Source organism: Streptomyces sp. NPDC002776 (genome assembly GCF_053592195.1).
On record NZ_JBSFVG010000037.1, the window covers coordinates 1 to 20,639 of the forward strand.

The following is a 20,639-nucleotide window of genomic DNA, read 5'->3' on the forward strand; positions in this document are numbered from 1 at the left end:
ACCTCGGCCATCTCACCAGGTGTCACACCATCACAACGACACCAACAGCCCAACAGACACGCCACTCACAAACGAAGCTGACCAAGCCCTACTAGGGCCTGTGGGGGTGTGACACGCAGGCAACCCACCTATGCCCAGCGGAAGTTCATCGTGCCGTTTTGGCCGATCGGTCGGCCGGTCCGTACCCGGAGCGGTTGCGCGAGCAGTTCGAAGGGATGATCCGGCGGTTCCGGCCCAGTGCCCAGTGGCGGGAGATGCCTGCCGAGTTCGGGCCCTGGGCGACCGTCTACGGACGCTTCCGCGTCTGGCGCGACGCAGGTGTCTTCACCGCCCTGCTGGAAGGCCTGATCGCCGAAGGCGCCCGCGCGGCTGGTCAGCGTGGACTCCACCACCGTTCGCGCCCACCACGACGCTGCGGGACTGCGGGTCGGCAAGCACCTCATGGACGCCTTGGAGGAAGCAGCGCAGGAGCAGGAGAAGGCCCGGCAAAAGGGGGCGGAGCGCAGGAGCAAGACGGACAGGTCGAACGTCGAAGCATCCGCCGCCGACACCGGCTCCGCCTGAAGGAAGCCCTGCTCGGCAGGTCCCGGGGCGGTCTCACCAGCAAGATTCACCTCGCTGCGGACCGGAAATGCCGACCCCTCGCGCTGGTTCTGACTGCCGGGCAGGCCGGCGACAGCCCGCAGTTCATCCCCGTACTCGCAAGCATGAGAGTGCGCCCGCCCGTCGGTCGTCCCCGCACCAGACCCGGAGCTGTCGCCGCGGACAAGGCCTACTCATCCCGCGGCAACCGCTCCTACCTGTGCGAACGCGGCATCAAAAGCAAACATTCCGGAAACAGGGGCGATACGGGACCGGGGCCGGTTTGAGACGGGCTGGTTCAGGCCGGGCAGGTCGGTTCGTCCCCGGGAGCGACCGGATCGGGGGTGGGCGACGCGCCGGTGTCGGGAGAGGGACTCGCCGGGTCGGAGGGGCAGTTCTGCGGCGTGGACGGGTCTGGGGTCGGCGTGGACGGGTCGGGGGTCGGCGTGGACGGGTCGGAGGGGGTCGGTGTGGGCGAGGGGGCCGGGGTCGGGGAGTTGGACGGGGAGGGGTCCGGTGAGGGGGCGGGGGCCGGTTCCGTCGTGGACGGGGACGGCCGGGGTGACGGCGCGGGCGGCACCGGGCGCGTGGGAGAGGGGGACGGGGTGGGCGTTTCGGGGCCGGGGCCGATGATGACGGCGTCACCGCCCTTGCCGTCGCCTCCGCCGCGGTCCGTGTCGACCGGCTCCGTCGCCGGAGTGTCGCCGCCGGCTCCTGGCGACTCCGGGACGACGCCCTTGCCGTCGGGCAGGGGGTGCACGCCTGTGCGGTAGAAGTCCAGCCAGTGGCGGACCAAGTTGAGATAGGAACGTGAGTGGTTGTAGCTGAGGACCGCCCGGTCCAGGTCGGCGATCCGGCTCAGGTCACGGTCCCCGGCGCACAGGTAGTGCCCGGCGGCGAGGGCCGCGTCGAAGATGTTGTTGGGATCGCCGCGGCCGTCACCGTTGCCGTCCGCGCCCCAGCGGGCCCAGGTCGACGGCAGGAACTGCATCGGCCCCACCGCACGGTCGTACACCGTGTCGCCGTCGTGGGCGCCGCCGTCGCTGTCCAGGATCAGGGCGAAGTTCCTGCCGTCGAGTGCCGGGCCGGTGATCCGGCCGAGCGTGGTGCCGTGCCGGTCGACCGCGCCGCCGCGCGCCTGCCCTGACTCCACCTTGCCGATGGCCGCGAGCAGTTCCCAGGGCAGCTTGCAACCGGGATCCGTCCGGCCGACGGACCTCTCCGCCGCGCGGTAGGCGCGCAGCACGGTGCCCGGGATGCCGGCCTGGGCGCGCGCCTGGGCGGCGTGCGCGGGGCGCGGCGGGACGTCCGGGGCGACCAGCGGCGGTAGTTCGGTGTGGTACGAACCGTCGTCGGGCGGGGCGAGCTCGGTGTGCGGGAGGCCTGCGGCGGGAGCGGGGTGGTCGGCGGCGGTCGGACGGGCGCGCTCCTCCCGCGGGAGTCCGGGGGCCTGGGAGGCGGTGAGCGCCGCCACCGCGGTCACGGCGACGGCGGTGGTCCGCAGACCCTGCCGGGTCCGGGCGGGTACGCGTCGGGCGCGCTGTTCGGGCATGGTCGGTCACTCCCTGGTGGTGAGGCGCGTACGGGTTCAGCGGCCGAAGGTGTCGATGCCCGAGACGAGCCAACGACCGTCACGTCGCTGGACGTCGACGGCGAGCATCGCCCCGGCGTAGGTGCCGTCGTCCTCGGCCTTCTTGTCGCCCGCGGTGCTGACGCTGCTCTGGTCGGCGTAGACCAGGACGCGGGCCCGGTCGCCGTCGATGCGCTCGACCGCGCTGTCGGTGACCGTGGTGGTGATCACCGCCTTCTGCTGGTCGGCCTGCGTGCGGATGTCGCCGAACAGCTTCCGGTGCTGGGCGACGGCGCGTCCCGTCAGCCATTGCTTCGCGGCCTCGTCGAGGGCGTCGGGGTCGGCATGGTCGTACGAGAAGAGCGCGGCAACGGCCTTGGTGGACTGGCCCTTGATCTCGCTGGTGCGGGCGGTGTCGGAGAGGGCGGTGTTGCGTGCGGCCGGGGCGTCCCGGAGGGCTTCGGCGCGGGCGTGCGCCCAGCCGGCGAAGCCGCCGAGGAGGAGGGTGAGCAGACAGAGGGCCGCGAGTGCGCGGCGGGGCGCGCGTGGCCGTGGGGTCTTCTTCCGCGGTGGGTCCGTGTCCTCGCCGGGCGTGGACGGTGCGTTCCAGGTGATCGCTGTTGTGCCGCGTGGTGTGTGCCGGGTGCGGGCGGGCGGTGGCTGGTCGCGCGGCTCCCCGCCTCCCTGGGCGGCGTCGGCGGCGACCGGGGCGCGGAGGGCCTCGCGGGCCTGGCGACGGCGTGCGTTGTTCAGATGGTGGCGGGTCGTCGGCATCGTGGTGTCGTCCTCTCCTGCTGACGGTCAGCCGGCCGGCGTGCCGCCCACCGGGGCCTGGCCCAGGGCGCTGAGCTTCCAGTGGCCGTCGGTGCGGGTCAGTTCGCCGAGCATGCGGCTGTCCTTGTCGGTGCTCGCGTCGCCGGGCGCCTTCACCGTCACGCGCAGCGCGACCAGGACCCGGGCCCGGCCGGCCCGGTCGTCGAGTTCGGTGAGTGCGCCGGAGAGCACCTTCGCCGTGGTCACGGTCTTGGCGGTCCTCACCTGCGTGGCGAACTCGTCCCGCCCGGAGACCAGTTGTTCGTGGAGTTCACCGGTGGTGGAGGACTCCCAGAGGTCCAGGCCCCGGTCGATGCTGCGGTGGTCGAGGGTGTTGAGGTTCTGGACGGCCTGTTCACCGGCGGCGAGGGCCGCGTCGCGCTGCTCGGCGTACGCGACGGTGTCGTCGTGGGTCGCGTCGTACCAGTCCCAGCCCGCCCACCCGGCGAAGCCGCCCGCGACCAGCGCGAGGGCGAGGGCCAGGGCCGTGACGGGCAGCGCCCGGAGCCGGGCCAATGCGCTGGTCGCGCGTTTCATCTGTGCTCCCCTCTTCCCGCGCCCGCTCAGCGGGACCTGATGTCGACGATCCGCCACTGGTCCTCCTGCCAGTGCGCGGTGACCGTGAGCTGGGCCGCCGCGGAGGTGGTGCCTGCCTTGCCTCGGTGCGAGATCTGGTCGAGGAAGACCAGCAACCGCGCGCTGTCACCGTCGAGTTCGATCACCGCGGTGCGTACGGCCTGGGTGCTCAGGGTGACGCGCTGCTCGGCCAGGTCCGCGCGGATCCGGCCCATGAGTTCCGTGTACTGGCGTTCCGCCCGCCCCGCGAGCACGGACCGCGCCGCGCGCTCCGTGGCCTCCAGACCGTCCGGCGTGTACGAGAAGGCGCGGGCGAGGCCGTTGCCGACGTCTCCGGCGACACGGGTGGTCGCCTCGGCGTCGGTCAGCGCGTGGTTCTCGGCCGAGGGGGCGGACCGGAGCTGGTGGGCGCCGTAGAAGAAGCCGCAGCCGGCGAGGACGAGCAGGGCCGCGCCCAGCGCGGTGACGAGGCGCCTGGCTGGGACACGCGGGCGCCGGCCGTCGCCACGGGCCCGGGGCGGTGCCTTGGGCGGGGCTGCCCGGCCGGGCTCGGCGTCCGCGTCGGCACCGGGCCGCTCATCGGTTCCGGGCTGCGCGTCCGCGTCGGTACCGGACCGCTCAGCGCTTCCGGGTTCCGCGCCGGCGTCGGTGTCGCTGTCTGTGCCGGGGCCTCCGGTGCCTGTACCCGTGCCGGAATCGGCTCCGAGGCCGGGGCCCACGCCGTCCCCCTCCCGTTCGCCGGACGTACCGTCACCCGGGCCGGTGGAGGGCCGGGACCGTCCGAGGTGCAGCAGCCGTGTCATCGGCTCTCGTCCTCCTCCGCCGTCCGCGCGAGCGGTACCGCGCTCAGTGCCTTGACCTTCCACTCCCCCTCGCCCGTGCGGGCCAGGACCGCCTCCAGGCGCTTGCGGTCCGTGGTCGGCGTCCTCGCTCCGGCGGGCGTGACCTCGACGCGTACGGTCGCGACGAGCTTGGCGGTGCCCGCGCGGGTGTCCAGGGAGATGAGCGCGGCCTCCGTGACCGTGCCCCGCGCCGAAGCACCCTTCTTGGGAGCGGTGTTGCCCAGTTCGTCCCGAAGCGGACCGGTCGAGGCGGCGCGCCAGTCCTGGATGCCGTCCCGCGCCCGCTCCCGCGACGAGGCGTCGAGGGTGTTGAGGACGGCGAGCCGCTCGCGTCCGTCGGCCAGCGCCTCGTCGCGTTCACGGCCGTACGCGAGGGAGTCGTCACCCCGCGCCTGGGCGTACGTCCACGCCCCGGTGCCGCAGAATGCCAGCGCCAGTGCCAGTCCGGCGCCCGTCAGGGCGCGCCCCCGCTTCACCGGCCCGCCTCCGCGTCCGCGCCGAGCAGCCCCGGCAGACCGGCCACCCGCGCGCCGCCCGTGTCCGGCAGGGCCAGCGCGCCCGGCAGGGCTGCGGAGGACTCGGCCGGGGGCGAAGCGGTGCTGCCCGTACTGCCCGAGGGCAGGGAGCCGGGCTTGGCCGGGTCGGGTACGGCGCCGCCCCGGGGCGCGTTGGCGGACCCTCGTACGTTGACCCCGCTCGCGGCCGGGGCCGTGCAGGAGGCGCCGGTGTTGAGGGCCGGTGCGGTACCGAGGTCCAGGCCGGTGCGGTACCGCGTCCCGCCGTAGCCGTCGGTGCAGGGCAGGGGCTGGAAGAAGGTGACGGCCAGGCCGAGTTTCATCGTTCCTCCGTCGACGGCGGTGGCGCCGGCCGAGACGGCCGCCGGGTACGTCACGAGGAGTTCCTCGATGCCGCGCTGCCGGGTGACGGCGACCTCGGAGGTGGTGAGCAGGTTGGCGAGAACCACGCCCAGGCTGGGGTCCAGGTCCCGCAGCAGTCCGCTGACCTGCGTGGCGGCATCGGGTGTGACGGACAGCAGCCGGCGCAGGTCGGCGTCGGAGCCCTTGAGGGTGCGGGCCAGCTCCGTGGCGCCGTCGGCGAAGCTGCGGATGGCCTCCGCCTCCTCGGCCTGGGTACGCAGTACGGTCTCGCCGTCGGTGAGCAGGCGGGTGGTGGCGGGCAGGTTGCGGTCGGCGGCCTCGATGAAGGCGCTGCCGTTGTCCAGCAGCACCTGAAGGTCGTCACCGTGCCCCTCGAAGGCCTTGCCGAACTCGTCGACGACCGTGCGCAGCTCCTCCAGCGGCACGGACCTGGTGAGGTCGTTCACGCTGGTGAGGACGTCGGTGACGGGAGCGGGCACCTCCGTGTCGGGTTGTTCGATCCGGTTGCCGTCGGCGAGGTAGGGACCGGCGTCGCTCTCGGGCCGCAGGTCGATGTACTGCTCGCCGACCGCGGAGAGCCCGGCGACCACGGCCCGCGTGTCGACCGGGATGCGAGGCGCGGACTTCTTGATGCGCAGCTGGGCGACCACCCCGTCGGCGGTGAGGCCGATCCGGCCGACCCGGCCCACCGAAACACCCCGGTAGGTGACGTCGGAGTGCGTGAACAGCCCTCCGGTACGCGGGAGTTCGACCTCGACCGTGTAGTGGTCGGCGATACCGACGTACCTGCCGAGGTCGGCATATCGGATGCCGAGGAAGCCGAGGGCGAGGACGGCGACGAGGAGGAAGGCGAGGTTCTTCAGGCGTACGGCGAGGGTGATCATCCGTGTGTGCCTCCGTCCCCGGGTTCGTGGGTGGGTGTCGGCACGGAGGGCAGGGGCAGCGGTGCCGACGGGGAGGCCGAGGCCCCGGTGTCCGACCGCTTCCGGGGTGCGGCGGTGTCCCGTTCGCTCTGCGCCGTGGCGGTCGGCGAGGGGGTGCTCCGCGGTACCAGGGGCGGGATCACCTGGGTGCCCGGTGTGGCGGTCATGTTCAGGTACACGTTGAGGTAGTCGCCCTTGACGCCGTTCAGTACCTCGTCGGTGAACGGGTAGGTGAGCAGCACCTGGAGGGAGTCGGGCAGATCGGTCCCCGCGTCGGCCAGGGCCTTCAGGGCGGGGGCGATGGCTTTGAGGTCGGCGACCATGTCGTCCTTGCTCGCTTCGACGGTGGAGACGGCGACTCCGGAGAGCGTGTCCAGGGAGCGCAGCATGGTCAGCAGGGAGCCGCGCTGTTCGTGCAGGGTCTTCAGGCCGGGCGAGAGGTCGGTCACGACGGTGCGTACGTCGTCCTCGCGGCCGGCGAGGGTCGCGGCGAGCCGGTTGACGCCGTCGAGGGCGTCGGTGATGTCACCGCGGTGGTCGTCGAGGTTCGCCACGAGTTTTTCGACCCGTTTCAGCACGGAGCGCACCTCGGGTTCGCGTCCGTCGAGGGCCTTGTTGAGTTCCCGCGTGATGGTCTTGAGCTGGTTGACGCCGCCGCCGTTGAGCAGCAGGGACAGGGCGCCGAACACTTCCTCGACCTCGGTGTTGCGGCCGGTGCGGGAGAGCGGGATGACACCGCCGTCACCGAGTGTGCCCGCGGCGGACGACGTGGCCGGCGCGACCAATTGGACGTACTTCTCGCCGAGCAGGCTGGACTGCTCCAGGCGGGCGCCGGCGTCGCGGGGCAGTTCGATGTCGCCGTTGATCTCCATGGTGACCCGGGCCGACCACGTGTCGCCGTCGAGGCGGATGCCGGTGACCCGGCCCACGGCGACGTCGTTGACCTTGACCGCGGCGTGCGGCACCAGGCTGAGGGCGTCGTCCAGTTCGGCGGTGACGGTGTAGGGGTGCGGGCCGAGGTCGGCGCCGCCCGGCAGGGGCAGGTCCTCGATGCCGTCGAAGCGCGGGACGGTGACGGAGAACGCGCCGAGGGCGAGGAAGAAACCGAGGCCGAGGGCGAACAGCCCGCCGATCCCGGCGCCGGTGGCGGCTCCGGCACCGAGCACCCGCCGCCGTACGGTGCCGTGCGGGACCTCGACGCGGTCCGCCTCGGCGGTCTCCACCTGGTCCGCGTCCGTGGAGTCCGCCGGCTCGGACGCCCTTCCCCGGCGTCGCACGACGCGCTTCACCGCTCCCCCTTCCCCGTGCCCGAGGTCGCCGAGCCGCCGGTGGCCGGCAGGGGCAGCAGCGGTCCGCCCATGCTGATCTCGTTGAGATTGGCGCGGCCGTCGATCATGCCGGTGTCGGGGTCGTAGGCGCCGACGAGGTTGTCGGCGGCGAGCGGTGCGACGTCCAGGGCCTCGGCCAGCGAGGTGCGCTGACGGACCAGGGTCTGGGTGATCGGGACGAGCCGTTCGACGTTCTCCTTCAGCTCGCCCCGGTTGTCCTTGATGAAGGTCTTCACCTGGCCGAGCGCAGTACCGAGTTCCTCCAGCGCGCCCGCGAGGTCGTCCTTGTTGTCGGCGAAGTAGCCGACGACCGTGTCCAGCCGCTCCTGGGCGGTGCGCACGTCGGTGTCCTTCTCCGCCAGCATCGTGGTGAAGGTCTGGAGGCTGCTGAGGGTGGCGAACAGGTCGTCGCCGGACCCGTCGAGGGTCTTGGTGGCCTTGCCGAACTCCTCGATACCCTCACCGATGGCCTCGCCGTTGCCGTCGAGGTTGGCGGCTCCGGTCTCCAGCAGATCGGACAGGGCGCCGGAGGAGTTGGCCCCGTCCGGCCCGAGTGCCTTGCTGAGGTCGGTGATCGAGGCGTAGAGCTGGTCGATCTCGACCGGGGTGCGATTGCGGGAGGCGGGCAGGACGGCGCCGTCGGCGAGGACGGGGCCGGAGCGGTAGGCCGGGGTGAGCTGGACATAGCGGTCGGCGACGACGCTCGGCGCGACCACCAGGGCCCGCGCCGACTTCGGCACACGCACGCCGTCGTCCAGCGCCAGCTCGACCCGTACCCGGGTGCCCTGGGGGTGGACCGATGCGACCTCGCCGACGCGGACGCCGAGGGTACGCAGGTCGGAGCCCGCGTAGATGCCGACCGCGCGGTCGAAGTAGGCGGTGACGCGGGTGCCCGTGCGGTCCAGGGCGCGGACGGTGGCGAGTCCGGCGGCGACCACGGCGAGGGCGATCGCGGTCGCGAGGAGTTTGCTGCGCTTGCTCACGTCACTCACCGCTCCCCGGGGCCGCCGCCGGCTGCTTGGGCGGCATGCACGACGTCTTGGGCTGGGACTGGGCGGGCAGGTAGTCGCGGGGTACCACCCCGCACAGGTAGCTGTCGAACCAGCGGCCGTTGCCGAGGGTGTTGCCGACGAGCCGGTAGTAGGGGCCGACCAGGGCGAGCGTCCGGTCGAGCTGGGTGCTGTTCTCCTCCAGGACGGTGGTGACGCGGCCGAGCGCCTTCAGCGTCGGCCCGAGCTGCTTGTCGTTGTCCTTCACCAGTCCGGTCAGTTCGGTGCCGAGGTCGCGGCTGCCCTCCAGCAGGGCGGTGATGGCGTCGCGGCGGTCCTTCAGTTCCCCGAGCAGGGGCCCGGCGTCCTCGATAAGGGTTTCGAAGCTGGACTTCTTGTCCTTCAGCGTCTTGGTGAACTGTGCGCTGCCCTTGAGGAGTTCGGACAGTTCGCCGTCGCGCTTGGAGACGGTGCGCGAGAGGTCGGACAGTCCGGTGGCGGCCTTGCGGACGTGCGGCGGCGAGTTCTCGAAGGTCTCCGAGATGGTCTCGAAGCTCTTGGCGAGCTGCTGGGTGTCGATGGCGTCGACGGTGGAGCTGAGGTCCTGGAACGCCTGGGTGACGTCGTACGGTGAGGTGGTCCGGGTCCGCGGGATGCGGTGGCCGGGGTCCTGTTCCGCGGTGCCGAGCGGGTCGAGGGCCAGGTACTTGTCGCCGAGCAGGGTCTTGATGGCGATGGCGGCGGTGGTCCGGTCGCCGATCCAGGCGTCCTCCACCTCGAAGGTGACCTTCACCCGGTCGCCGTCGAGGGCGACGCCGGTCACTTCGCCGACCTTGACGCCGGCGACGCGCACCTCGTCGCCCTCGTCGAGCCCGGCGGCCTCGGTGAAGTCGGCGGTGTAGGTGGTGCCGCCGCCGGTGAGGGAGAACCGATCGGCGTTGTAGGCGAAGACGGTGAGCAGGGCCAGCAGGAGCAGGCCGACCAGGGCCACGGCGATCGGGTCGCGGTCCTTGACCGGTTTCAGGCGCGGCGGGCGGGAGCGGTGGGGCCCGGGGGCCGGGGTGTCGCGGCGTGCGGGCCGCTGCAGCAGGGTCATGCGCCGCACCTCGCTTCGGTGACCGCGATGCCGGTGGGCGGCTTCGCGCCGGTGGAGGTGGTGACGCCGTCCACGCGGGCCTCGCAGAGGTAGAGGTTGAACCAGGAACCGTAGGAGGACAGGCGGCCCAGCGCGGTCAGCTTGGCGGGGGTCCGGTCGAGGAAGTCCTCGATCTGCGGGGTGGCGTCGCCGAGGTTGCCGGACAGCCGCCCCAGTTCGCGGATGTCCTTCTTCAGGGGGGCGCGTCCCTCTTCGAGGAGGTCGGCGGTGACGGTGGTCAGGTCGCCCATGGCGGCGACGGCCTTGCCCAGGGGCTTGCGGTCGTCGTTGAAGCCGGTGACGAGCTTCTGGAGGGTGTCGACGAGGTCGTCGAAGTCGGCTTCGCGGTCGTTGAGGGTGGTCAGGACCGTGTTGAGGTTCTTCACCACCTCGCCGATGACCTCGTCCTTGGCGGCGACCGTCGTGCTGACGGAGCCGATGTGCCGGATGAGGCTGTCGACGGTGCCGCCCTCGCCTTGGAGGACCTGCACGATGGAGCCGGCGAGTTCGTTGACGTCCTTCGGGGAGAGTCCCTCGAAGAGCGGCTTGAAGCCGTTGAAGAGCAGGGTCAGATCGAGCGCGGGGGCGGTCCGGTCGAGGGGGATGGTGTCGCCGGCGCCGAGGGCGCCGGTGAGGTCGCCGCTGCCCCGGTCCAGGGCGATGTAGCGCTGCCCGACCAGGTTGAGGTACTTCACGGCGGCGGTGGTCGACGCGGGCAGGGTGCGGTCGTCGCGGACGGTGAAGGTGACCTGCGCGGTGCGCCGGTCGACGACGCGGACACCGGTGACCTCGCCGACCTCGACGCCGGAGATGCGGACGCTGTCGCCGTCGGTGACTCCGGTGGCGTCGGTGAACAGCGCCTTGTAGGTGATGCTGTCGTCACCGACGCCGGTGCCGGAGACGCTCAGCCCGAGGACGGTCGTGGCCAGTGCGGTGACCACCAGGAAGGCGAGGGACTTCAGCAGCGGTCCGGTCAGCGGCCGGCGGCGGGTGTGGGCCGTGCGCCGGGTGTCGGCGGTGTGCCGGGGCGTCATCGCAGGGTCACCTCCGTGCCGCGCAGCGCCGGTCCCGCGAGGAGGCTGCTCCACTCGGGGAGGTCGGCGGGAGCCTTGCCGGTGGCGGGTGCGAGGAGTTCGTTGACGAGGTCGTTCTCCTGGGGGGAGTTGGCCGGCCCCAGGTCCTGCCCGGCCGCCGCGGGCACCTGTACGGCCGGTCTGGCGGCGACGCCGAGGTAGGGCACGGGGTAGCAGCGGGGGCCGCCGCCGGCGCCGTAGAAGGGGGTGTCGGTGCCGGGGCGGTAGGCGCCGCGCGAGGGCACGGTGGTGACGTCGACGCGCAGGCCGGGGCGGTCGGTCCCCTTGCCGAGGGCCTTGTCCATGGCGGGGACGAAGTCGGCGAGGGTGCGCAGGGTGCAGGGGAAGGCCGCGGAGTACTCGGCGAGCAGTTCCAGGGTGGGCCGGGAGGCGGCGGAGAGCCGGATGATGTTGCCCTTGTTCTGCCGCAGGAACGCGGTCATGTCCTCGGCGGTCCTGGTGGTGGCGCCGAGGGTGCCGGCCAGCTCGCTCTCCTTCTCGGCCAGGGTGCCGCTGGTGGTGGTGAAATCGGTGAGGGCGGTGAGGAGGTCCGGGGCGGCGTCGGCGTAGACATGGCTGACCTTCACGAGCTGCTTCAGGTCGCGGTTGAGGGTGGGCAGGTGGGGGTTGAACTCGCGCAGGTGGGAGTCGAGGAGGGTGAGGGTCTCGCCGAGCCGGTCGCCGCGTCCCTCCAGGGCCTGGGAGACGGCGGAGAGGGTGGCGGAGAGCTTCTGCGGCTGGACGGCGGTGAGCAGGGGCAGCACGTTGTCCAGCACCTGCTGGAGTTCGACGGCGTTCGCGGAGCGGTCCTGCGGGATGACGGCACCGGCGGCCAGTGGGCGCGAGGAGGGCGACGCGGGCGGGACGAGGGCGACGAAGCGTTCGCCGAACAGGGTGGTCGGCAGCATCTGGGCGCGTACGTCGGCCGGTATGTCGCCGAGGGCGCCGGGCCGCAGGGCGAGGGTGAGCCGGGCGCCGTCGTGGGTCGGTTCGATCTCGCGGACCTCTCCGACGACGACGCCGCGCAGCTTCACCTCGGCGCCCCGGTGCATCTCGTTGCCGACGCTGCCGGTCTCCACGACCACGGGGTCGGAGTCGGTGAACCGCTTGTCGTAGACGGCGACCGCGAGCCACACCAGCAGGGCGGGGACCACCAGGAAGACCACTCCGGCAAGTCGGCGGCGCACGGTCGCGCCTCGGGCCGTGTGCACTGCGGTCATGTCACCCCGCCACCTTCACGGTCGTGGTGGCGCCCCACAGGGCCAGCGACAGGAAGAAGTCGGTGACGCTGATCAGCACGATCGCGTTGCGCACCGACCGGCCGACGGCGACGCCGACGCCGGCCGGACCGCCGGAGGCGCGGTAGCCGTAGTAGCAGTGGGCGACGATCACCATGACGCTGAAGATCAGCACCTTCAGGACGGAGAGCAGCACGTCCGTGGGTGACAGGAACAGGTTGAAGTAGTGGTCGTAGGTGCCCCGGGACTGGCCGTTGAAGAGGACCGTGACGTAGCGGGAGGCCAGGTAGGAGGAGAGCAGCCCGATCGCGTAGAGGGGGATGATGGCGACGACGCCGGCGATGATGCGGGTGGTGACCAGGTAGGGCAGGGAGCGGATGCCCATGCCTTCGAGGGCGTCGACCTCCTCGTTGATGCGCATGGCGCCGAGCTGGGCGGTGAAGCCGGCGCCGACGGTCGCGGAGAGGGCGAGTCCGGCGACGAGCGGGGCGATCTCGCGGGTGTTGAAGTACGCGGAGACGAATCCGGTGAAGGCGGCGGTGCCGATCTGGTCGAGGGCCGCGTACCCCTGGAGTCCGACGACGGTCCCGGTGAACAGGGTCATCGCGATCATCACGCCGACGGTGCCGCCGATGACCCCGAGGCCACCCGTACCGAAGGCGACTTCGGCGAGCAGGCGCTGCACCTCTTTGAGGTACCGGCGCAGGGTGCGCGGGATCCAGAGCAGGGAGCGTACGTAGAACAGGAGTTGGTCGCCGGAGCGGTCGAGCCAGACGAGCGGGGAGGCCACGGACCTCAGCCTCCCTTCGGCGGTACGAGCTGGAGGTAGACGCCCGTCATCACCATGTTGACGAAGAAGAGCAGCAGGAAGGTGATGACGACGGACTGGTTGACGGCGTCGCCGACGCCCTTGGGGCCGCCGCCCGGGTTCAGACCCCGGTAGGCGGCGACGACGCCGGCGATGAACCCGAAGACCAGCGCCTTGAGTTCGCTGACGTAGAGGTCGGGCAGCTGGGCGAGGGCAGAAAAGCTGGAGAGGTAGGCACCGGGGGTGCCGTCCTGGAGGAAGACGTTGAAGGCATAGCCGCCGAGGATGCCGACCACGGAGACCAGGCCGTTGAGGAGGACCGCGACGCCCATGGTGGCCAGGACGCGGGGCACCACCAGGCGCTGCACGGGTGAGACGCCCATAACCTCCATGGCGTCCAGTTCCTCGCGGATGGTGCGGGAGCCGAGATCGGCGCAGATCGCGGAGCCGGCCGCGCCCGCGATGAGCAGGGCGACGATGAGCGGACTGGCCTGCTGCACGACGGCCAGCACGCTGGCGCCGCCGGTGAAGGACTGGGCGCCGAGCTGCTGGGTGAGCGAGCCGACCTGGAGGGCGATCACGGCACCGAACGGGATCGAGACCAGCGCCGCGGGCAGGATCGTGACACTGGCGATGAACCAGAACTGCTCGACGAACTCCCGGAACTGGAAAGGACGTCGGAAGATCGCGCGGGCCACCTCGGCGGCGAGCGCGAAGAGCCGGCCGGTCTGGCGCAGGGCGCCGGTGATCATGCGCCGCTCCCGGTGGCCGGCATCGGGAGCGTCGCGGCGGTGGTGCCGGGTGCACCGGGTGCACCGCCGACGGCGTACGTGCGCTCGATGGCGGCGCGGGCGCCGGACGGCAGCCGGTCGAGCATGCCCAGGACCCGCTCCCGGCGCCGGGCGACGGCGCGGCGCGGCGGAAGCCCGGGGGACGGCTCCAGCTGCGGGATGATCTCCCGCGGTCGGTCGGCGTCCGCGCCCCCCAGTACCGCGGCCTCAGCGGCGAGAGTGGCGGCGTCCTTCTCCTCCGACATCCCGATCGGGCCCTCGCGACGGCCGGCCAGGAACTGCGCCACGACCGGTTCCTCGCTGGTGAGGAGCACCTCACGCGGGCCGAAGGTGACCAGTTCGCGCCGGAAGAGCATGCCCATGTTGTCGGGGACCGTGGCGGCGATGTCGAGGTTGTGGGTGACGATCAGCATCGTCGCGTCGATCTGCGCGTTCAGGTCGATCAGCAACTGGGAGAGGTAGGCGGTGCGGACGGGGTCGAGCCCGGAGTCGGGTTCGTCGCACAGGATGATCTGCGGGTCGAGCACGAGCGCGCGGGCGAGGCCGGCCCGCTTGCGCATGCCGCCGCTGATCTCCCCCGGCAGTTTGCCCTCGGCGCCGAGCAGCCCGACGACCTCGATCCGCTCCATGACGATGCGGCGGATCTCGGACTCCTTCTTCCGGGTGTGCTCGCGCAGCGGAAAGGCGATGTTGTCGAAGAGGGACATGGAACCGAAGAGGGCGCCGTCCTGGAACATGAGGCCGAATCTTTTCCGGGTCTCGTAAATATCTCGCTCAGGACTGTTCACCATGTCAACGCCGTCTATGAGCACACGGCCGCGCTCCGGTTTCAGCAGTCCGATGAGCGACTTGAGAAACACGGTCTTTCCGGTGCCGGACGGACCGAGCATGACGCTTACTTCTCCGGCCGGCAGAGTGAGACTCACGTCCTGCCAGATCTTCTGCCTGCCGAATGACTTGGTGAGACCCTCGACCACCACTTCGATTCCCATATCACCTCCAAAGAGGGTGAGGCCGTGTGCACCGCGGAGCGCACGTTAAACCGGTGCACGGTTCCCTGACAACAGGCGGGGCGCCGGGCTCCGCCGCCCTCTTCGTTCTTTGTCACCGCGCAGACAAACCCCGTCGCGGACTTTGTCTGCCGGTGCGGGGCAGAGCCGCGCGGCTCCCCCGGGGGGTGGGGAGCCGCACGGCCCTGCCGACGGATGCCCGACCTGAAGGAGGGCAGGGCCGGAAGTCATCCGTCGCGCCTCCTCGGCATGGGGGGCACCCACCAGGAGATCAGCGCCGCATTCGGCACGCTACGGCCGAGTAACCTGAGGAGGCAAGAGAAGGATCCGAGTTTCCCGAAGGATTCGGGTTCGACCACCGCGACTTTGTCAGCGCGGCGACAAATACGGGACCTTTCCTTGGCACTCGGTGAGCAATGCGGACCCGAACGGGGGCCGGGGTGCATAATTCGGACCCTCCCGCGCGGCCCGGCGCCGACCCGGCGGGGACGCCGCCCTTAGCACCGGGTGAATAAAGCCGGACTTCAGACTGCTCACCTGAGGAACAGGGATTTTCACTTCTTCAAAGAATCATGGCCGACGCCATTGTTCGCCTAAGTTTCCCGCAAGTAACGTCATGGCTCGCGGTCGATATTTCACGAGCCGCGGACCGCCCGTTCTTCCACCCACGGTCACGGGCGCGATCCCCTTCTGCCGGTCAATTCACAAGGGAGCCCTCACCTCATGAAGAAACATCTGACAAGAATCGCCGTCGTGGCGGGCGCGGGCGCCGCCGCCTTCGGCATGGCCGTCGCCCCCGCCTCGGCCGTCCCCTCCACGGTCTGGACGGTCACCCCGTCACCGGCCAGCTTCGCGGCGACCAACAGCGGGAACATCGTGCTGACCGCCAACATCCCGATGACGTGTACGACGTCCAGCGCCTCGGGCACGATGGCCAGCGCGACCGGCAACCCCGCGACGGTGGCCACCATCAACGCCATCAACTTCGGCACCAGCACCTCACCGTGCACCAGTGTCCTGGGCAACGTCACGACGATCGCGACCACTCCCTGGACCGTCGTCGCCCAGGACTACACCGCCTCCACCGGCGTGACCAAGGGCTACATCGGCAACGTCAAGGCGAAGGTGACCGCCGGCGCCTGCGTGTTCAACGTGCAGGGCAAGGCCACCGCCACCTACACCAACTCCAGCGGCATCCTCGCGGTCGCCAGCGTCAGCGGCGACCTGTCCGTCACCTCCGCCTCCGGCTGCGGCACCGTGGTCACCACCGCCACCAAGCCCACCTTCAAGGGCAACTACGCGGTCAAGGTCGCGGGCACCAGCACCATCCCGAAGATCGTCGGGACCAACCCGTAAGCGGGGCACGGCTCGCCGCCGCCCGGCCGGTGACCCCGGCCGGGCGCGCGGACCACCCGGACCGTGGAACGACCCGAGCGGAGTGACAGATGACAGGCCCCCGCACCGCCGTCCGAGGGACGGCCCGCAGCCGCGCCCGGAGCGCGGTGATCGCCACGTTCGTCGTGCTGGCCGCCACCGTGCCCATGGCGTCCGGGGCGGCCGGTACGCAGGAGATCGACGCCGAGCTGCCGTACGTGTGCCTGTTCCCCTCCGGGGAGCAGTCCGCGACGGTACGCGTATCGGCGGGCCTCCCGGAGCGGGTGGCGGCCGGTGAGCCGATCGAACCGGCGGAGGTGAGCACGACCGTCGAGCTGCCGCAGCCGGCGGTGGCGGACCTCGCGGCGCTGGGTGCGGCCGACGTACGGGCGGCGACCCGGCTCGTGGTCGGCGTCACCCAGGGCGAGGCCACCGCCGAAGCGACCTGGCGCGGCGACACGCAGCCCACGGCCCTGCCCGCGACCGGCCCGCTGAAGCTGACCGCGACGGGGGACGTCCCCTCCATGACCGGACAGGGCTCGGGCGAACTGACCATGACCGCGGGCGGCTTCGCGCTGGACCTGACCCTGACCACCGCGGACGGCGGCGCCACCGACCCCGGCGCGGTGACCGTGGACTGCACGCTCGCCAAGGACGCCCCGGCCGGGGGCCGACTGGCCGGGGTACAGGTCGGCACCGACGAGGAAGGCGGCGGCACGCAGGCCCCGAGCGACTCGCCGTCCGGGGCACCCTCCGCCTCCGGCACGCCGGGTCAGCCCGGACAGGTGCCGGAGGAGGACCTGGCGGACCGGCAGGGCGAGCGCGCCCCGAAAGTCGGGGAGCCCGCGCCGGGCGGTGCCGTCGGCGACCGCCCGGCACCGATCTGCAAGTACGACCAGAAGTACCCGGCCGGGCCGATGTCGCTGAACGCCTACATCACCGGCTACGCCAACGTGAACAAGCTCGACGGCGCCGCGCTGATCCCGCCGTTCTGCACGCTCATCACCCAGGGCGAGCCCCAGTTCGAGTTCTTCCCCGACTTCAGCGGGGCCACCATCACCCAGCACTCCACCGCCGACCTGTGGTACCAGCAGCGCAAACAGACGCCGCCCTTCGAAGCGACCTTCCTGACCTTCGACTTCACCCCGACCACCGCCACGATGGTGCTGGAGCAGACGGGTCCGATCACCATCGACTCGCACGGCACCACCGACTTCCTGTTCACCAGCACAGACACCTACGTCCGGACACCGGTCGTGCTCCGGGTGACGTCCCTGAAGGTCAACGGCACTCCGCTGGACGTAGGGACCACGTGCCGGACCAGGACGTCCCTCGCCTCCCCGGACCCGGAGCCGGAGAAGTACCCCGGTGACCACCTGGTCCTGCACGGCCGGGGCGAACAGACCACCGGCGAGACCGCCACCGGCTACCTGCTGCTGTCCGGCGGCCCGCTGACCGGCGAGGTCAGCATCCCGGCCTTCACGGGCTGCGGCACCGCCGACGGCGAGAACCTCGACCGCCTGCTCACGGCCTCGGTCTCCGGTCCCGGCAACTACGTGAAGATGATCCAGGGGCAGGCCTGCTTCGTCTCGGCCGACGTGCTCAACCCGGACGAGTGCACCGAGGACGGCCAGCCCAAAAAGATCCCCGTAGCCGAACGCTGATCCCCTCCTTCTCCCTCTCCCTCCCCCGACCCGGAAGGCCACATGATGCGGTTCTCCCTCGGCGCCAGAGTCGCCACCACCGCCACCGCCCTCGGTACCGCCCTCGGCGCGTTCGCCTCCATGGGCACCGCCACCGCGGCGGCGGCCGTACCGAACGGCGAGTGGGCGCCCTTCACCCGCTGTCCCGTGGACGCCCCGGCGATGCTGGCCGCCGACGGCCTGGCCCGCACCCCGCAGTGCGTGGTGTCCACCTCGCCGAGCGGCTCCATCAAGCTGGGCAAGACCACCGTGACCACGGGCCGGACCAACCTCCAGATGGGGGTCGTCCAGAACTCCGACGGCACCAGCTCGGTGGTGGCCCCTGCCGGCGGCGCCCTCGTCGCCGAGTCCGCGACCGTCCCCGGCGGACTGCTGGGGCTGATGTGCCCGAGCAACGTCCCCGCGATCACGGCCATCTGCGAGCAGCTCAGCAACAGCACCCTCAACAAGATCACGGCGACGGTGGAGTCGGTCGGCGCCCCCTACGCCTTCGACCAGACCGCCGGCATCCTCACCGACCAGCCGATCGTGGCCATACCGGTCCGCATCCACCTGGAGAACCCGTTCCTCGGCAGCAAGTGCTACATCGGCACCGCGGCCAACCCCATCGTGCTGCGCCCGGAGAACCGGCAGTTCCCCGAGTTCGGCATGTCGTTCTTCCAGGGTGACGGAACGGTCGCCGAGGACGGCGAGATGAGCCGCATCAACCTCACCGGGGCCACGCAGAACGACAGCACCTTCGCCGTGCCCGGCGCCAGCGGTTGCGGGCTGGGCCTGTTCGGCCTGATCGACGCGGCGGTCAACGCCAAGACGGGGCTGCCCTCCGCCGCCGGGAACAACAGCCTGACGCTCAACAACACCCAGACCCACCTCGCCGGCCTGAACGCCCCCGGCACCTTCGCCCCCGACGCGGGCAAGCGCCTCGCGCAGAACTGGCACTCCGCCGTCGACTAATGGCCGCGCGACGGTGATTCTCAGCCGTCCCGGCAGCGTTGTCACATCCCACGGCACCGAACTGGGCACGAACTGTGTACGTCCCACCGAACTTGTCTTAGCTTCAACTGCCAAGACACGCGTACCTCACGTCCGGTCGTGTGTCCCTCCCGTGAAGGTCCGGGACACACGACCGATGCACCGTGGGCACCGGAGAGCAAGGGACGGCACTCATGCCTTCAACCACGCGACCGACTGAAGTCGGTGAACCGCTCGAACCCCTTCCAAAGGAGTTCGCCGCATTCATGAGACCCGAGTTACCCGGTCTCTTGAAGGAGATCGGCGCCGAGGTCACCAGGGCCTACCCCGTGTACGGGCGGCTGCTCAACGGCCCCAACGCCGCCGCCATCCGGCAGGGCGTCGAGCAGGCCCTGTACGCCTTCGTGGACCGCGTCGCCGAACCCGGCAAGAACGCGGCGCTCCGCGACGAACTGCTGCGCAAGTTCGGCCGCGTGGAAGCCTACGAGGGCCGCGAACTCGACACGCTCCAGGGGGCGTACCGGCTCGGCGCCCGCATCGCCCTGCGCCGCGCCAAAGCCATGGGCCAGCAGTACCAGCTCTCCCCCGCCCTGATCCTCGCCTTCGCCGACACGCTCTTCGCCTACGTCGAGGAACTGGAGCGGATCTCTCGCGAGGGCTACGTCGAAGTGCAGTCGCGCGCCTTCTCCGAGGTACCGGCGCGGCGCAGACGGCTGCTCCACCTCATCCTCGCCGCTCCCCCGCTGCCCCAGACGCTCACCGGGCTCTGCGAGGCCGCCGCCTGGCACCTGCCCACCGACGTCACCATGGTCGCCCTGCGCCCCTCGGTACCCGAACACCTGGAGGCGGGGCTGGCCGACGACGTCCTCTTCGACCTGGACGTCCCGCAGCCGCACCTGCTGGTGCCCGGAAGCCTCACCCCGGAACGCCTGACCATGCTCGAAGCCACCCTGGCGGGCTCCCACGCCGTGGTGGGACTGACCGTACCCCTGGCGCAGGCGGCCGACTCCATCCGCTGGGCGCGCCGCGTGCTCCACCTGATCGACGAGGGAGTGGTGGCCGACGCTCCCGTGGTCCGCTGCGAAGACCACCTGGTGACGCTGTGGCTGCTGTCGGACCCAGCTCTCGTGTCCCACATCGCGGCCGGGGAGCTGGCCCCGATCGACGGTCTTCCGGCCAGCCGCCGCGACCGGCTCGTGGAGACCCTGCGCGTGCACGTCTCCACGCGAGCGTCGGCGGAACAGGTCGGCAAGCTGCTGGGGGTACACGCCCAGACCGTCCGTTACCGCCTGCGCAATCTGGACTCCCTCCTGGGCGATCGACTCGCCGACCCCGACCACCGCTTCGCCCTGGAGGCCTCGCTGCGTGCCCTGCACCTGCTCTCCCGCGACACCGGCGAGTAGGAGCGCGGGGAGGGCGGGGTTCCAGTGCCGGCACCGAACCTTCCCCACATGCCACCGCCACCGCTGCCTGGCGGGCCCGGGGGCGGTGGGCATGTGATGCCGGGCGGGCCCACGGCGCTTCGGACAGTGGTTCCTCGCGTACACCTTCTCTCGCTCCTAGCCGAACCCGGGCTGTCTGCCAGTGCCGCCCCATCCCGTACGTTGTCAGGGCTGCTCTCACCGTTGTGCGCGTTTCCGCGCTTCGGCTCCCCCCCCAGCTTCACCGGTCAGCTGCGACTGACCGGCGGTGAGGTTCTTTCGCCCTCAATCGATTTCATGGCGCCTCGTGGCACACCACGGGATGTCACACAGCCCGCTTTCCCCGGTCTGGCGCCCGGCGTGCGGAGGTGTTACCAGGTGTTCAGGCCGACCTTGCCGTCCCGGGCGATGCCCTTGCGGCCCTGGAAGGCCTTCACAGCGCGCTCGGTGTCGGCTGCGAAGCTGGCACCTCGCCGCGGCGGCCGAGACGGACGCCTCCTGGGCCGTGGCACCGGCGACTGATCGGAAAATCGTTGTTCGGGAGGGCAGGCGGCAGCATCCGGGCCGCTTGCGGACCGGATGTCGGTGGGACGGGTCGGTCAGGCTGATGTCG

19 protein-coding genes and 1 pseudogene are annotated in these 20,639 nt (G+C 71.3%); 5 read left to right on the forward strand and 15 right to left on the reverse strand.

All coding sequences use genetic code 11. The annotated features are described in order from the left end of the window. Nucleotides 1-108 precede the first annotated feature (108 nt). Nucleotides 109-824 (forward strand): annotated as a pseudogene (locus ACWD11_RS34420) (transposase); the annotation flags it as partial. Between the two features lie 56 nt (nucleotides 825-880). Here ACWD11_RS34420 and ACWD11_RS34425 read toward each other — a convergent pair. From ACWD11_RS34425 to ACWD11_RS34490, 14 genes are all read right to left on the reverse strand, one after another. Beyond that, nucleotides 881-2,134, reverse strand: coding sequence for a lytic transglycosylase domain-containing protein (locus ACWD11_RS34425; RefSeq protein WP_451287823.1), 1,254 nt, complete (start codon nucleotides 2,132-2,134; stop codon nucleotides 881-883). A 36-nt stretch (nucleotides 2,135-2,170) separates the two neighbouring features. Next, nucleotides 2,171-2,926, reverse strand: coding sequence for a hypothetical protein (locus ACWD11_RS34430; protein WP_451287825.1), 756 nt, complete (start codon nucleotides 2,924-2,926; stop codon nucleotides 2,171-2,173). A gap of 27 nt (nucleotides 2,927-2,953) precedes the next feature. Beyond that, nucleotides 2,954-3,502, reverse strand: coding sequence for a nuclear transport factor 2 family protein (locus ACWD11_RS34435; RefSeq protein WP_451287827.1), 549 nt, complete (start codon nucleotides 3,500-3,502; stop codon nucleotides 2,954-2,956). Between the two features lie 26 nt (nucleotides 3,503-3,528). Further along, nucleotides 3,529-4,344 (reverse strand): hypothetical protein, encoded by an 816-nt coding sequence (locus ACWD11_RS34440; protein WP_451287828.1) that lies wholly within the window; start codon nucleotides 4,342-4,344, stop codon nucleotides 3,529-3,531. Beyond that, nucleotides 4,341-4,859, reverse strand: coding sequence for a hypothetical protein (locus ACWD11_RS34445; RefSeq protein WP_451287830.1), 519 nt, complete (start codon nucleotides 4,857-4,859; stop codon nucleotides 4,341-4,343). Before ACWD11_RS34445 ends, ACWD11_RS34440 begins: the two co-directional genes overlap by 4 nt. Continuing rightward, nucleotides 4,856-6,145 carry an MCE family protein gene (locus tag ACWD11_RS34450; RefSeq protein ID WP_389421456.1) on the reverse strand — a complete coding sequence of 430 codons (1,290 nt, stop codon included), beginning with the start codon at nucleotides 6,143-6,145 and terminating at the stop codon, nucleotides 4,856-4,858. The genes ACWD11_RS34445 and ACWD11_RS34450 overlap by 4 nt, the downstream gene beginning before the upstream one ends. Next, nucleotides 6,142-7,350 (reverse strand): MCE family protein, encoded by a 1,209-nt coding sequence (locus tag ACWD11_RS34455; RefSeq protein WP_451287848.1) that lies wholly within the window; start codon nucleotides 7,348-7,350, stop codon nucleotides 6,142-6,144. Before ACWD11_RS34455 ends, ACWD11_RS34450 begins: the two co-directional genes overlap by 4 nt. 119 nt (nucleotides 7,351-7,469) lie before the next feature. Continuing rightward, complete coding sequence (locus ACWD11_RS34460; protein ID WP_451287832.1) at nucleotides 7,470-8,495, reverse strand: MCE family protein; 1,026 nt, start codon at nucleotides 8,493-8,495, stop codon at nucleotides 7,470-7,472. Between the two features lies 1 nt (nucleotide 8,496). Further along, nucleotides 8,497-9,597: an MCE family protein gene (locus tag ACWD11_RS34465; protein ID WP_451287834.1), complete on the reverse strand. Its 1,101-nt coding sequence runs from the start codon at nucleotides 9,595-9,597 to the stop codon at nucleotides 8,497-8,499. Beyond that, entirely contained in the window at nucleotides 9,594-10,670 is a 1,077-nt protein-coding gene (locus ACWD11_RS34470; RefSeq protein ID WP_451287836.1) for an MCE family protein, read from the reverse strand. Before ACWD11_RS34470 ends, ACWD11_RS34465 begins: the two co-directional genes overlap by 4 nt. After that, complete coding sequence (locus tag ACWD11_RS34475; protein ID WP_451287838.1) at nucleotides 10,667-11,929, reverse strand: MCE family protein; 1,263 nt, start codon at nucleotides 11,927-11,929, stop codon at nucleotides 10,667-10,669. The genes ACWD11_RS34470 and ACWD11_RS34475 overlap by 4 nt, the downstream gene beginning before the upstream one ends. 1 nt (nucleotide 11,930) lies before the next feature. Beyond that, nucleotides 11,931-12,737, reverse strand: a complete 807-nt coding sequence (locus ACWD11_RS34480) for an MlaE family ABC transporter permease (RefSeq protein ID WP_383318273.1) — start codon at nucleotides 12,735-12,737, stop codon at nucleotides 11,931-11,933. A gap of 5 nt (nucleotides 12,738-12,742) precedes the next feature. Continuing rightward, nucleotides 12,743-13,507 (reverse strand): MlaE family ABC transporter permease, encoded by a 765-nt coding sequence (locus ACWD11_RS34485; protein ID WP_389421450.1) that lies wholly within the window; start codon nucleotides 13,505-13,507, stop codon nucleotides 12,743-12,745. Next, complete coding sequence (locus tag ACWD11_RS34490) at nucleotides 13,504-14,538, reverse strand: ABC transporter ATP-binding protein (RefSeq protein WP_389421449.1); 1,035 nt, start codon at nucleotides 14,536-14,538, stop codon at nucleotides 13,504-13,506. The genes ACWD11_RS34485 and ACWD11_RS34490 overlap by 4 nt, the downstream gene beginning before the upstream one ends. Before the next feature lie 741 nt (nucleotides 14,539-15,279). On the opposite strand from ACWD11_RS34490, the gene ACWD11_RS34495 reads away from it, so the two are divergent. The 4 genes from ACWD11_RS34495 to ACWD11_RS34510 all read left to right on the forward strand — a co-directional run bounded on the left by ACWD11_RS34495 (nucleotide 15,280) and on the right by ACWD11_RS34510 (nucleotide 20,008). Continuing rightward, nucleotides 15,280-15,912, forward strand: a complete 633-nt coding sequence (locus ACWD11_RS34495; protein WP_389421448.1) for a hypothetical protein — start codon at nucleotides 15,280-15,282, stop codon at nucleotides 15,910-15,912. An 89-nt stretch (nucleotides 15,913-16,001) separates the two neighbouring features. After that, on the forward strand, nucleotides 16,002-17,594 hold the full coding sequence (locus tag ACWD11_RS34500) for a DUF6801 domain-containing protein (protein WP_451287841.1): 1,593 nt from the start codon (nucleotides 16,002-16,004) through the stop codon (nucleotides 17,592-17,594). Between the two features lie 42 nt (nucleotides 17,595-17,636). Continuing rightward, the gene (locus ACWD11_RS34505; RefSeq protein ID WP_451287843.1) at nucleotides 17,637-18,587 is read left to right on the forward strand and encodes a hypothetical protein; all 951 of its coding nucleotides are present in this window, start codon (nucleotides 17,637-17,639) and stop codon (nucleotides 18,585-18,587) included. A gap of 212 nt (nucleotides 18,588-18,799) precedes the next feature. Beyond that, nucleotides 18,800-20,008: a PucR family transcriptional regulator gene (locus ACWD11_RS34510; protein WP_451287844.1), complete on the forward strand. Its 1,209-nt coding sequence runs from the start codon at nucleotides 18,800-18,802 to the stop codon at nucleotides 20,006-20,008. Nucleotides 20,009-20,397: 389 nt separating this feature from the next. Here the strand turns inward: ACWD11_RS34510 and ACWD11_RS34515 are convergent, their stop codons facing one another. Continuing rightward, nucleotides 20,398-20,538 carry a peptidoglycan-binding domain-containing protein gene (locus tag ACWD11_RS34515; RefSeq protein WP_451287846.1) on the reverse strand — a complete coding sequence of 47 codons (141 nt, stop codon included), beginning with the start codon at nucleotides 20,536-20,538 and terminating at the stop codon, nucleotides 20,398-20,400. Nucleotides 20,539-20,639: the final 101 nt, after the last annotated feature.